The 13,547-nt window shown below is 44.5% G+C and carries 9 protein-coding genes; 1 reads left to right on the top strand and 8 read right to left on the bottom strand.

Features of this window, described 5'->3' with window-relative positions:
- The first annotated feature begins 74 nt into the window (after nucleotides 1-74).
- Nucleotides 75-1,487, top strand: coding sequence for a phosphoglucomutase/phosphomannomutase family protein (locus AB4209_RS03610; protein WP_017072023.1), 1,413 nt, complete (start codon nucleotides 75-77; stop codon nucleotides 1,485-1,487).
- Nucleotides 1,488-1,637: 150 nt separating this feature from the next.
- On the opposite strand, the gene AB4209_RS03605 is transcribed toward AB4209_RS03610, so the two are convergent.
- From AB4209_RS03605 to AB4209_RS03570, 8 genes are all read right to left on the bottom strand, one after another.
- On the bottom strand, nucleotides 1,638-2,666 hold the full coding sequence (locus AB4209_RS03605) for an ABC transporter ATP-binding protein (protein WP_065584918.1): 1,029 nt from the start codon (nucleotides 2,664-2,666) through the stop codon (nucleotides 1,638-1,640).
- Nucleotides 2,666-4,291, bottom strand: a complete 1,626-nt coding sequence (locus AB4209_RS03600) for an ABC transporter permease (protein ID WP_372054862.1) — start codon at nucleotides 4,289-4,291, stop codon at nucleotides 2,666-2,668. Before AB4209_RS03600 ends, AB4209_RS03605 begins: the two co-directional genes overlap by 1 nt.
- 244 nt (nucleotides 4,292-4,535) lie before the next feature.
- Nucleotides 4,536-5,549, bottom strand: a complete 1,014-nt coding sequence (locus AB4209_RS03595) for a Fe(3+) ABC transporter substrate-binding protein (protein ID WP_016790767.1) — start codon at nucleotides 5,547-5,549, stop codon at nucleotides 4,536-4,538.
- A 295-nt stretch (nucleotides 5,550-5,844) separates the two neighbouring features.
- The gene (locus tag AB4209_RS03590) at nucleotides 5,845-7,074 is read right to left on the bottom strand and encodes an ammonium transporter (RefSeq protein ID WP_017059420.1); all 1,230 of its coding nucleotides are present in this window, start codon (nucleotides 7,072-7,074) and stop codon (nucleotides 5,845-5,847) included.
- 27 nt (nucleotides 7,075-7,101) lie between these two features.
- On the bottom strand, nucleotides 7,102-7,440 hold the full coding sequence (gene glnK, locus AB4209_RS03585) for a P-II family nitrogen regulator (protein WP_004738200.1): 339 nt from the start codon (nucleotides 7,438-7,440) through the stop codon (nucleotides 7,102-7,104).
- Between the two features lie 238 nt (nucleotides 7,441-7,678).
- Nucleotides 7,679-8,047: a YacL family protein gene (locus AB4209_RS03580; RefSeq protein ID WP_019824378.1), complete on the bottom strand. Its 369-nt coding sequence runs from the start codon at nucleotides 8,045-8,047 to the stop codon at nucleotides 7,679-7,681.
- 298 nt (nucleotides 8,048-8,345) lie between these two features.
- Complete coding sequence (gene acnB, locus AB4209_RS03575) at nucleotides 8,346-10,934, bottom strand: bifunctional aconitate hydratase 2/2-methylisocitrate dehydratase (RefSeq protein ID WP_017072021.1); 2,589 nt, start codon at nucleotides 10,932-10,934, stop codon at nucleotides 8,346-8,348.
- A 272-nt stretch (nucleotides 10,935-11,206) separates the two neighbouring features.
- Entirely contained in the window at nucleotides 11,207-13,540 is a 2,334-nt protein-coding gene (locus AB4209_RS03570) for a patatin-like phospholipase family protein (protein WP_017059426.1), read from the bottom strand.
- Between the last annotated feature and the right edge of the window lie 7 nt (nucleotides 13,541-13,547).

Here is a 13,547-nt window from a genome sequence, read left to right as displayed (position 1 = left end):
TCACGCAATTTAACGAACAGCTCTTGTCTCAAGTCTTTACGGGCTTGAGACAATGAGACTAAAAGGATTTTCTAATGATTAAATTTGGTACAGGTGGCTGGCGCGCTTTCATTGGTGAAGAGTTCACTAGAGAAAACGTCCGTTTGGTAGCGCAAGCGCTCGCTAACATCATTAACAACGAAGATGCAGCCAAGAATGGGTTTGTGATCGGCTATGACCGTCGTTTCCTTTCCGATAAAGCCGCATGTTGGTTTGCAGAAGTACTTGCGGCGAACAACATCAAAGTAAGCTTCATCGATAAGTTTGTTCCAACACCTATCGTGATGTTCCAAGCAAAAGAGATGGGATGCACCTACTCGGCGTGTATTACCGCCTCTCACAACCCAGCCGATTACAATGGCATCAAGGTATTCATTGAAGGTGGCCGTGATGCTGATGAGATCATCACAGAGAAGATCGAACAGCAAATCGCAACACTGACCAACGAAGATATTATTCGTGTCGATTTCGAGCAAGCGTTGAATGACAAAGAGATCGAAATCATCAACCCGATGAACGCCTTTGTTGATTCCATCATTAATGCCATCGATATTGAATCGATTAAGAAAGCGAATCTACGCGTGCTGATCGACCCAATGTTTGGTGTGGCGAAAAACGCTCTGCAAACGGTTCTTATCAACGGTCGTTGTGATGTCGACGTAATCAACGATGGTAAAAACCCAGACTTCGGTGGCCTAATGCCTTCTCCTAGCGCAGCAACGCTCTATCGCTTGAAGCACTTAGTTGCAGCAGAAGGCTATGACATTGGTATTGGTACTGATGGCGATGCCGACCGTTTGGGAATCATCGATGAGAAAGGTCACTTCATTCACCCTAACGAAGTACTACTCCTACTTTACTACTACTTGCTGGAATACAAAGGTTGGAAGGGCTCTGTCGTTCGTAACATCGCAACCACACATCTACTGGATAAAGTCGCGGCGGATCATGGTGAGAAGAGCTTTGAGGTTCCTGTAGGCTTTAAGCACATCAGCTCACAAATGGAGGCCGATGACTCTCTGATTGGCGGCGAAAGTTCGGGGGGTTTAACCATTCGTGGTCATATCAAAGGTAAGGATGGCGTATTTGCTTCAAGCTTACTGGTTGAGATGATCAGTGTGACAGGCAAGAAGCTGTCTGAATTACTTGATGAGATTTACTCTAAATATGGCTATGCCTACACCGCAGAAGGCGATTATAAGTTTAAACCTTCAGAGAAAGAAGCGCTCTACACTAAGATCTACGTCGAGAAGCAACTGCCTGAATTTGAATACGAAATTGAAAGAGTCAGCTATGAAGATGGTGCCAAGGTGTACTTCAAGAATGGCGGCTGGGTCATTGCTCGCTTCTCAGGAACAGAGCCGTTACTACGAATCTTCGCAGAAATGGAAGATAAAGACACTGCAGAACGTGTTCTTCAAAAAGTGAAAGACTTCCTCTCTCTATAGGCTTATAGAGTGCAGCAGTTTTGTATGGGACTTAACAAATCACTGCCTTGTTAAAGCCTATAAGTGAAGAACTCTTGCCCAGTACTTTGATTAAAGTGCTGGGCTTTTTTATCGCGATTCTTGTAACGATTAGTATCGCGTTATATCTCTTTAAAAAGCCAATACGCCTTTGGTATCGACTTTTACGTTGACCGGCATACCCACTTCAAGTGCTTCTGACGAGGTTGCTAATAACTTCTGACCATGCGCTTCGATTACATAACGACAGTGATCACCCATAAATTGCTGTTCTAGCACCGAAATAGCACTATCTTGCTCGTAACTTGCTTGGATATGCTGGGGCCTTAGCAGAAGCTCACATGTATTGCCGAACTCAATCTCCGTTTGCGGTTTGGCTTCAACCATACCCAAACTGGTTTCAAATTCATGCTCCGAAATACGCTGTGCATTGAGGTAGCTACCGCCACCCAAAAAGTCTGCAACAAACTTACTTGAAGGATGGAAATACAACTCAGATGCCGAACCATACTGCTCAATCACACCATGGTTCATTACTGCCATTTTATCTGCAAATGCGAACGCTTCTTCACGGCTGTGAGTTACGAAGATAGCTGTAACACCCTGCTTCTTAAAAATCTTGCGAATCTGAGAAATCAGCTCATGACGAACCTGAGTATCGATGTTTGAGAATGGTTCATCTAACAGTAGCAAGTCTGGCTTGTACGCCAAAGAACGGGCAATAGCGACACGCTGCTGTTGACCACCTGAAAGTTGATGTGGGTAGCGGTCACCGAACTCACCTAAGTGAACCAACTCCAGCATCTCTTGAACTTTGTCTTTCTTTTGCTGCTCAGAAAGGTCTTTCAAGCCAAAGCCGACATTCTGGTTTACCGTCAGGTGCGGAAACAGGGCGTAATCTTGGAAAATCATACCAATGTTACGCTGCTCTGGTGGCAACCAATTCTCGCCATCATCAATGGTTTGACAGTTCAAACTCATCACACCGCTACTCAATGGAAGTAAGCCCGCAATCGCCTTCAGTAAGGTCGTTTTACCGCAGCCACTCGCACCAAGAAGACAAACAATTTCACCATGCTCAACTTCTAACGAGAGCGCTTCCAAAATGGTTTGCGACTCATACTTACAAGTCAGATCTTTAATTGATAATGCACAACTCATTAGTTTTTCTGCTCCAAGGAACGGTTTACGATGATCAGAGGAATTAAACCCACCAACACCAATAATACAGCAGGCATCGCCGCCAATTCTAGGTGCTCATCTGAGGCATAGTTATAAACATAAGTCGCCAATGTTTCGAAGTTGAAAGGACGCAGCAGCAAGGCCGCATTCAACTCTTTCATTGATTCGATAAACACCAGTAAACCGGCGATCAGCGCGCCGCGTTTAATCAAAGGTAAATGAACACGACGTAACATCTGGTTGGTATTGCAACCCATGGTTTTAGAAGCCATATCCAATGAAGGAGATACTTTACTCAAGCTACTTTCAATACTGCCAATCGCCACTGCAGAAAAACGCACCACCATTGCAAAGATAAGAGCAAACATGGAACCAGAGAAAATCAGCCCCGGACGTCCCCACTCCATCACTTTGGCAATATCATTGACTAAGTGATCCATGAACAACACAGGCACCATCACACCAATCGCCAACACAGTGCCTGGAACAGCATAGCCCATCGAAGCAATACGCATGTAAGCCTGATTTTTCTTACTCGGGCTGACACGTTGATTAAAGTTCACAATCATCGCAATGATAACGCCAATAATCGCCGCGATTACTGACACATAAAGACTGTTAACAGAATACTCTCTGAATTCAGGCGTCCAACTTTGTGCAAAGTATTTGTAGGCATAGATCATCAACTGACCCAGAGGGAATAAGAATGCAACGCACACTAATCCCCAGCACCAAAACAGTGCCAACCACTTCTTCCAACCGGATAGGTCGTAACGAAAGTCTTCACGACTGCTGAATTGATTCTGGAACAGTTTCTGTTTACGACGACTGTAGCGCTCTGAACTCAACAGCAAGATCACGATAACTAGCATAATTGCCGATATTTTCGCAGCAGCCGTTAAACTTGAATAACCTAACCAGGTATCGTAAACCGCTGTCGTTAAAGTGTTGACTGCAAAGTAACTCACGGTACCAAAATCACCGATAGTTTCCATCGCAACAAGCGATAGACCTACCGCCATTGATGGGCGAACAAGTGGCAACGAGATACGACGAAAGCTTTCCCAAGGTGAGCATTTTAGCAACCGAGCGGATTGCAGTAAGGAGACGTTTTGCTCCATAAATGCGGCGCGGCACAGCAAGTAAACATAAGGATAGAGAACGAGAGACAGAACAATAATAGCACCAGATAAGGTTCTAATATCCGGGAACCAATACTCACCGGGTCCCCACCCAGTAAGATCTCGCAGTAGAACTTGAACAGGCCCAGCAAAGTCGAACCAATCGGTGAATATATACCCAACAATATAGCCTGGCATTGCTAATGGCAGTACTAGCGCCCATTGCAAAACCCACTCTCCCGGAACACGGCACATTGCCATAATCCAAGCAGACGGAATACCAAAAACCAAAGACAGGAATAAGGTTCCCATGACTAAAACCACCGTATTGTAAGCATAGGTGGGCATTACTGTGGACATCAGATGAGAAAATAGCTCATCTGTTTCTCCAACAGCCGTCGTAAAAATCGCTAAGATCGGTAAAACCAGTAATACAGCAATAATGCCGCTACTGGTGTTCCATAAATAATTCTTTTCTTTCATCGCCTAACTACAAAGAGGCTTAATGAAACACAAATGCATTTGCAAATACATCTCATGTCCTTTTAATGGTGGGGTTATTTATACCCATATACTCTAATGACTTCAAGGTGAGATGCTAATAACTCAAGGGATCAACGGGGTGCTTTGTATCAAAAAGTGATTTTCCAATAACAAACAACCCCAAGTAACCAAAATGGCGACTTGAGGTTGTCATTTTACTTAGGCCGGAGCCTACCGTAATAAATTATAGATCGAACTTAACTTCGTCTAATAGCTTGATTGCAGCCGCGTGGTGGTTTGCAATTTCATCTAGAGAAATAGTATCCGCTTTGAACTCGCCCCATGAAGCAACAAGCTCAGAAGGTTTAACGTCTGCTTTCACTGGGTATTCGTAGTTCACTTCTGCGTACATGCTTTGTGCTGTGTTACCAGACAGGAATTCCATCAGCTTAACGGCATTCTCTTCATTTGGAGAGTATTTAGCCATTGCCATACCAGAGATGTTTACGTGAGTACCTGTAGTCTCTTGGTTAGGGAAGTTAATGTAAACAGAGTCAGCCCAAGCTTTTTGCTCTTTATCATTAACCATCTTACCTAGGTAGTAGCTGTTACCAAGAGCAACATCACATAGACCTTCTTTAATCGCTTTAACTTGTGCGCGGTCGTTACCTTGAGGCTTACGTGCTAGGTTTGCTTTTACGCCTTCTAGCCATTCTTTCGTTTCAGCTTCACCTTTGTGAGCAATCATCGAAGATACTAGAGAAACATTGTATGGGTGCTTACCACTACGAGTACAGATTTTGCCTTTAAATTCAGGCTTAGTTAGATCTTCGTAAGTGAACTCTTCACCTAGACGACCAACACGGTCACGTGAAGAATAAACGCTACGTGTACGAGTTGTTAGAGCGAACCACTCGTTATCTGTATCTTGGTATTGAGCTGGGATGTTCTTTTCAAGTACATCGCTCTCTACAGATTGAACTAGACCTTGTTTAGTTAATTCAGATAGACGGCTGATATCTACAGTTAAGACAACGTCAGCTGGGCTGTATTCACCCTCTTGAGCTAACTTCTCTGCTAAACCTTTTTTAGCAAACTTAACGTTTACTTTAATACCAGTCTCTTTTGTGAACTCTTTGAACATTGGCTCAACAAGGAAAGGTTGACGGTAAGAGTATACGTTTACTTCTTCCGCAGCCATTGCTGTCGGGGCAATTACACCGCACGCTAGAGCTGAAAGTGTTAGCAGTTTCTTCATTGTAAAATCCTTTATATCGAAATGATAATGTCTATCAGTTGCGTTATTATATTCATCATTAACATAATTACAATGACGACCAACAAAAAATCCGTCTACTCAGACCATTCAAACTCTCACTTTTGTAACAAACCATTTCAACTTTGTGTCTTGTCGTTCCCCTTAAACAATGAGCCTAACTTCAACGTTCGTGTTTATATATTGTGCAACCGTAAATACAACAAAGCCCCGCAACAAGAGTTGCGGGGCTTTCTTTGTCCAACCTAACCCATTCAGATTAGGCGACGACTGTTGATTATTTTACTGATACAAACTCAGGGTAAGCGCCGACACCACAATCGTGCATGTCCATACCTTCAAGTTCTTCATCTTCCGTTACTCGGATACCGATTGTTGCTTTAAGCACCGCCCATACTGCTAGGCTAGCACCGAATACCCATGCAAAGATGACTGCTGCACCCATTAGCTGAGCACCAAACGTTGCATCAGCGTTGCTTAGTGGCACAGCCATTAGACCGAAGAAACCACATACACCATGTACAGAGATAGCACCTACTGGATCATCAATCTTAGCTTTGTCTAGTGCGATGATGCTGAATACAACCAATGCACCAGATACCGAACCAATCGCTACAGCAAATAGAGGTGATGGTGATAGAGGGTCTGCAGTGATTGCTACTAGGCCAGCTAACGCGCCGTTAAGAATCATTGTTAGGTCTGCTTTACCCCAAGTTGTTTTACATACTAGTAGTGCTGCAATTGCGCCTGCTGCTGCTGCTGCGTTGGTGTTAAGGAAGATTTGACCTACTGCTGTTGCGTTCTCAAAATCCGAAACCATCAGTTGAGAACCGCCGTTGAAACCGAACCAACCGAACCAAAGGATAAATGTACCTAGCGTTGCAAGTGGCATGTTTGAACCAGGAATCGGGTAGATTTCACCGTTCTTACCGTATTTACCTTTACGAGCACCGAGTAGTAGAACACCAGCTAACGCTGCTGCTGCACCAGCCATGTGTACGATACCTGAACCTGCGAAGTCACTGAAACCCGCTTCTGATAGGAAACCACCGCCCCAAGTCCAATAACCTTCAACAGGGTAAATGAACGCTGTTAGTACTACAGAGAAGATTAGGAATGACCAAAGCTTCATACGCTCAGCAACCGCACCAGATACTACAGACATTGCTGTTGCAACGAATACTACCTGGAAGAAGAAGTCTGATTCTAGAGAGTGATCTGCGCCTTCACCTTGTGTACCAATTAGAGTACCAAATGATGGCAACCAACCGCCTTCACCGTTGTCGACATACATGATGTTGTAACCAACCACTAAGAAAGCTGTACAAGCAATTGCGTACAAACAGATGTTCTTAGTTAAAATTTCTGTGGTGTTCTTTGAACGAACTAGGCCAGCTTCTAACATCGCGAAGCCTGCTGCCATCCACATTACCAACGCACCTGAAATGAGGAAGAAAAAAGTGTCTAGTGCGTAACGCAGTTCCGTTACTGTTGTTGTAAGTTCCATATTAAAGTCTCCAGTCCTTGTAATTCTTTAAAGTGCTTCAGCATCCATTTCACCAGTACGAATTCGTACGGCTTGGCTTAGGTCATACACAAAAATTTTGCCGTCGCCGATTTTTCCGGTGTGTGCCGCTTGGCTAATCGCTTCAACAACTCGGTCAACATTCTCAGCTTGGGTAGCAATCTCTAGCTTCACCTTTGGTAGGAAATCCACTTGGTACTCTGCACCACGATACAATTCAGTGTGTCCCTTCTGACGACCAAAGCCTTTCACTTCAGAAACAGTCATACCTTCAATACCCACATCAGAGAGCGCTTCGCGTACATCGTCTAATTTGAATGGCTTAACAATGGCATTTATTAATTTCATATTCGTTCCTTAAATTCTTACTTAATCCGTTAATTCTCTTATTACAATCCAAGTAGCGTGCCAAAAAGTTAAGTGCTTGATTTTAAATAAGATGAAGATAATAAGGTCGTAATAACGAAAAAGGCCGCACCAACATGGTGCAGCCTTTTCACTATCTTAATGCGCGATGCTCTTATTGCTCCAGTTTTGGGCAACGGAGCCTTCAAAGCTCTGAATGACTAACAAATAGGTCTTAGGACTAGTAACCTAAAAAATCCATCCAGCGTTCGATGAGCAGTTCGAAATCGTCGATTCCACAGCTTGCTTGGCTTTCACAGTTATAGAAGTCGAACTCACTGCCCTCTTCCATCTCTTGCTCATGCGCTAACACGTTTTCTTGAATCGTTACTTCGTCTTCATTAATCGCAAGGCTAATCTCTTTGCCAAGCAACGTCACTTCATTGCTCAAGTCCTGTCGAGATTGCTCAATCAACGCCATCACATGATCTAATTTTTGCTTATCTTTACCGATCTCTTCTTGAAGCCAACGGCCAACAATCTCATGGCCCATGCTGCATTTCACATAGTATTCACCCATTAGAGTGTTTCTAGTAAATTCGAATTCCATAAGGCTCCAAAGCTCTAATAAAAAGAGACTCAATAAAAGGGTTGTGGCAAAAATGAGGCGAGAGTATATAGCGAAGTCATCAAGAGATCGAGTCGCTCGTCGTCCAGTCTTCAGACATAAAAAAACGCCTACCGAAGTAGACGTTCTATCATTTGGGTTCCTCTAAATAGTTGGAGTTGCAGTTAGGCGACAAGTTCGTTCATCCCTATGAGCATAGAAGCTCTATGTAATTAAGGCGGCCGGCGCTCCGGTGAACGTACGCAGTCAACAACGCTGCAGCTACAAATATAACGAGGAACTAAGCTGGTTCTTGGAAGATAACCGTGTCTGCTTTTTCCGTGTACTGACCCATTTTATGGAAGTTCAGGTAACGGTATGTATCAGCAGCGGTTGCATTAATCTTCTCAGCGTACTCTAAGTACTCTTCTTTCGTTGGGATGCGACCTAGAATCGCGCCAACAGCAGAAAGCTCAGCAGAAGCCAGATAAACGTTCGCGCCATTACCTAAGCGGTTCGGGAAATTACGCGTTGACGTCGACATAACCGTCGAAGCATCAGCAACACGAGCTTGGTTACCCATACATAGTGAACAGCCAGGAGTTTCGATACGTACCCCAGCACGACCGAAGATGCCGTAGTAGCCTTCTTCTGTCAGTTGGTCTTTATCCATCTTCGTTGGCGGAGCCACCCATAGGCGAGTATTTAGCGAGCCGTTAAACTCTTCTAGCATCTTACCTGCAGCACGGAAGTGACCGATGTTCGTCATACAAGAACCGATGAACACTTCTTGAATCTCAGTACCTTGAACGTCCGAAAGAAGACGAGCATCATCTGGATCGTTTGGTGCACATAGGATTGGTTGATCGATGTCAGCAAGATCAATCTCGATAACGTGCGCGTATTCCGCATCTGAATCAGCAGATAGCAACTCAGGGTTCTCTAGCCACTCTTCCATTGCTGTAATACGACGCTCAATCGTACGAACATCACCGTAACCTTCAGCGATCATCCACTTCAGCATCACGATGTTCGAGTTCAAGTACTCAGAGATAGACTCTTCAGAAAGCTTAACGGTACAACCTGCAGCAGAACGCTCAGCAGATGCATCAGAAAGCTCAAATGCTTGCTCAACAGATAAGTGCTCAACACCTTCAATTTCTAGTACACGACCAGAGAATTCGTTGATCTTACCTGCTTTCTCTACCGTTAGTAGGCCTTGCTTGATGCCGTAAAGAGGAATGGCATGTACTAGGTCACGTAGCGTGATACCCGGTTGCATTTCACCTTTAAAGCGAACCAAGATAGATTCAGGCATATCAAGAGGCATAACGCCTGTTGCTGCAGCAAATGCTACCAAGCCAGAACCCGCAGGGAATGAAATACCTAGAGGGAAACGAGTATGCGAGTCACCACCTGTACCTACAGTATCAGGAAGAAGCATACGGTTTAGCCATGAGTGGATAACGCCATCACCCGGACGAAGTGAAACACCCGCACGATTCATGATGAAATCAGGTAGCGTATGGTGAGTGTTTACATCAACAGGTTTCGGGTATGCCGATGTGTGACAGAAAGACTGCATTACAAGGTCTGCAGAGAAACCAAGACACGCCAGATCTTTAAGCTCATCACGAGTCATAGGACCGGTCGTATCTTGAGAACCCACTGTCGTCATTTTAGGTTCACAGTACTGACCAGCACGCACACCTTCAACGCCACATGCTTTACCAACCATCTTCTGAGCTAGCGTGTAGCCTTTATCAGATGCAGATGGATCGATTGGTTTAGCAAACAGATCCGTTTCAGCTAGACCTAGAGCGTCACGAGCACGACCCGTTAGACCACGACCGATGATCAGTGGAATACGGCCACCAGCACGCACTTCATCAAGAAGTACTTTGCTTAGCTCAAAGTTTGAGATCACAGAACCGTTCTTGTGAACAACACCTTCGTACGGGTAGATATCAATGATATCGCCCATGTTCATGTCTTGTACGTTCAGTTCAATGGGTAGTGCGCCTGAATCTTCCATTGTGTTGTAGAAGATTGGTGCAATTTTACCACCAAGACAAACACCGCCAGTACGCTTGTTTGGTACGAATGGGATATCTTCACCCATGAACCAAAGTACTGAGTTTGTTGCCGATTTACGTGAAGAACCTGTACCAACAACATCACCAACGTAAGCCAGTGGAATGCCATCTTTTTGCATTTCTTCAATTTGTTTGATTGGACCAACGCTACCCTGTTCATCAGGAGTAATGCCATCACGTTCCATCTTCAGCATCGCTTTCGCGTGTACTGGGATGTCAGGACGTGACCATGCATCAGGCGCTGGAGATAGGTCATCGGTGTTCGTTTCACCAGTGACTTTAAATACTTTTACTGTGATTTTTTCTGCTACTTTATCTTTCGCTGTAAACCATTCAGCATCAGCCCAAGATTGAAGTACTTGTTGTGCAGCAGCATTGCCAGCTTTCGCTTTCTCTTCTACGTCATAGAACGCATCGAACATCAGTAGAGTATGAGATAGCGCTTTAACAGCGATTGGAGCAAGCTCAGCATCGTCTAGTAGAGATACTAGAGATTCGATGTTGTAACCGCCTTGCATGGTACCAAGCAGTTCTGCAGCTTTTGCTTTGCTTACTAGTGGCGAAGCTACTTCACCTTTAGTGATAGCCGTAAGGAAGCCAGCTTTTACGTAAGCAGCTTCATCTACACCCGGTGGAATGCGATTTTCTAGTAGGTCAAGAATGATTTCTTCTTCACCTTGAGGTGGATTCTTCAGAAGTTCAACTAGGCCAGCTACCTGCTCAGCATCTAGTGGTTTTGGAACAACTCCTTCGGCAGCACGTTCTTCGACGTGTTTACGGTAGGCTTCAAGCACGACTTTTTTCCTCTCATTGCGGTTCACTTCTTCCCTTCATAATTGTTAGTAAAATAAAGAAGTGAACATCCTTGGAAACTTGGCTCTCCATTGCCATTTTTGTCATTCAATTTGTATTGATGAGCGGCGTCATAGAGGCCAAACTGTGGGCGGTAGAATAGCAAATTTAACGTTAAATTAAAATCTTATCATTTTGACCAACATAGCAAGTTAAGACGAAAGTCCCACTATTTTTGCCTAATTACGCACTTAAATGGCGACTCTGCGCATGATTATTTGTAGGACGTACCTACAATCAGATACACCGAATCGAAATTATCTTCGGTTCGGCCATAAGCTAAAATGATCGGCCCGATTGGAGAATCAACACCCGCGAAAACAGAACCCGCGGTGTACATTGGCGCTTCATCAATACTCAAATCATTGTTCGACCAGACACCACCATGCTCAATGGATGCGCCCACGTAGAATGGTGATTTAAAAAGGCCGAAGTCATTTTCAAACCACTTATAACGATAAATAAGGCTGGTGTAAGCCAAGTTCTGACCAATCATACTATTCCTTGGAATACCTGACAGGTTTAAGAAGCCACCAAGCTCTTTGGGATCAATAGGGAAAATCGAATTTTTGCTCTCTACAATACCGTAATCCAGCTTTGCGACTAAAGTATGCTTCTCAATACTCTTTGCTGCCATGAAATTGGCCGAAAACTCATAAACCGTATCACTCTCAGACGTTAAATCCGATTCACCAAGAGAGCTGTCATTATCAAAATCATCATGAGAAACGAGGTACTCTAAATCTACAAAGTAACCCTTGGTCGGTAAGCTGAAATTATCCAAAGTATCCAGTCGGTAACCCATGAAGCCACCAATACGCTTGTAGCCACCACTGCCCAATGAAGGTAACGAAGAAACCTCAACATCCCCATCTGTATAACGAACACCAAATGTCAGCTCCTGCCACAAGGTTGGTTGATAGCCTAATGCCAATTCACCGACATATTCACTATACGTCATAGGGAGATAATCTTTCGTTACGTCCAGTGTCGGTTCTTCAATATCATCAATATCTGCGGGTAGGTTTCTGTTCTCTTTGCTGTAAACAACCGATGCCGAAGTAAACAGCTTTTGACTCGAAAAGAATGGCGAGTAAAGTTCCGCTTCAATTCGCTTGTCCGTTCCCATCTCGATATTGGTTCTTAGCTCTGCACCATGCTTATTAATATCAGTAAAGTTGGCTGAGACACCGAGCGAGTATTGGCTTGTAGTAGAGAAATCATCTTCAAGAAAGAATCGAAAGTTGAGGTAGTTTGGCCCCCAAGATTTTTCGTTCACATCGACCAGCAGTTGCTCCTCGCCATCTACCGTGTCAAATTCATAAGTCACCAACTCGAATCTATCTAGCGCATAGAGGTCTTGTACTTTAGATTCAATTTCACTGGTCTTCAGAATCTCACCTGAATCAAGGTTTAAACGGTTTTCGATCAGCTTATCGGAATAGTGGGTATTGTTATTGATAACAACTCGGTCAACGACGGTCTTATCGCCGTGTTTTAGCTGTCTGCGCGCTTTTTGTTTGTCCTCGATATAATGCTGATAATCGGCATTTGAGAGCGATAGCTTAGAAAGTTCATCAGTATGCTGCTTAGCAGCTTCATAGCCCGCGAGGAAAGCCGATGGCATTTTATCAAATTCTGTCGTCTCCATTTCCCCAACATCTGGGCGCAGGAAGACATCATCGTCTGTTAAAGTTTCAGCTTGCTCTTGGGTGCTGCGTTGAACAAGATAATTAGAGAGTTGGTCAGCTGCGGCTAGAAAATTCGTGAAATCATCTTTGCCTTTGTAGTTGGTACTGATATCCACCGCAATGACGATGTCTGCACCCATCGCTCTGGCTACGTCGACGGGCATGTTATTGGTGACACCACCATCAACCAGCATTCGACCATCGAGGTCATAAGGGGGAAGCGCGCCGGGAACTGACATACTCGCCATCATGGCATCAACAAGGTGGCCATGATCGATGACCACCTCTTCAAGTTCGATAATGTCAGTTGCGACTGAACGGTATGGGATAGCAAGATGGTCGAAAGAATCGAATGAGGATAGATTACCCGTGGTCTCACGCAGAATACGCAACATATTCTGGCCTTGCACCACCCCTTTCCTTGCTTTGATTTCGCCCCAACCTAAGCCGAGATCGGTGTTCAGTTGGTAGCGGTCTTCATATTCTTTGTCACGTACGCGGCGATCACTACGGTTAACGCGATCACGATAACCGCGATTCCAATCAACCGTATAAATAAAGCTCTCGATCTCGTCTGCGCTCATCCCTGTCGCATAAAGACCACCAACGTATGAGCCCATACTGGTACCGGTAATGTAATCAACCGGGATTTGCATCTCTTCTAGAGCTTTAAGCACACCAATGTGAGCTGCACCTTTTGCCCCACCACCAGCAAGAACGACAGCAACGGTTGGCCTTTTATGAGCTTGTTCAGCCTGCTGAGATTGATCAATCTGTGTCGCGGTGGATGCAAACAGCTGAAAACTGATCACAGTACCGACAACACCTAAGCCACTCACTAACCAACGAGAAATCATTATGTTA

The organism is Vibrio sp. 10N.286.48.C11 (assembly GCF_041469805.1).
Lineage (GTDB): Bacteria > Pseudomonadota > Gammaproteobacteria > Enterobacterales > Vibrionaceae > Vibrio > Vibrio crassostreae_C.
Note: the sequence above shows the minus strand (reverse complement) of the source record. Positions and strands in the feature narration are given on the sequence as shown.

Bases quoted from the DNA above. Each gene is read 5' to 3' on its own strand.
- AB4209_RS03580 (WP_019824378.1), bottom strand. From the start codon at position 8,047: ATGGAATTCGAATTTACTAGAAACACTCTAATGGGTGAATACTATGTG.
- AB4209_RS03570 (WP_017059426.1), bottom strand. From the start codon at position 13,540: ATGATTTCTCGTTGGTTAGTGAGTGGCTTAGGTGTTGTCGGTACTGTG.
- AB4209_RS03595 (WP_016790767.1), bottom strand. From the start codon at position 5,549: ATGAAGAAACTGCTAACACTTTCAGCTCTAGCGTGCGGTGTAATTGCC.
- AB4209_RS03605 (WP_065584918.1), bottom strand. From the start codon at position 2,666: ATGAGTTGTGCATTATCAATTAAAGATCTGACTTGTAAGTATGAGTCG.
- AB4209_RS03610 (WP_017072023.1), top strand. From the start codon at position 75: ATGATTAAATTTGGTACAGGTGGCTGGCGCGCTTTCATTGGTGAAGAG.
- glnK (WP_004738200.1), bottom strand. From the start codon at position 7,440: ATGAAATTAATAAATGCCATTGTTAAGCCATTCAAATTAGACGATGTA.
- AB4209_RS03600 (WP_372054862.1), bottom strand. From the start codon at position 4,291: ATGAAAGAAAAGAATTATTTATGGAACACCAGTAGCGGCATTATTGCT.
- AB4209_RS03590 (WP_017059420.1), bottom strand. From the start codon at position 7,074: ATGGAACTTACAACAACAGTAACGGAACTGCGTTACGCACTAGACACT.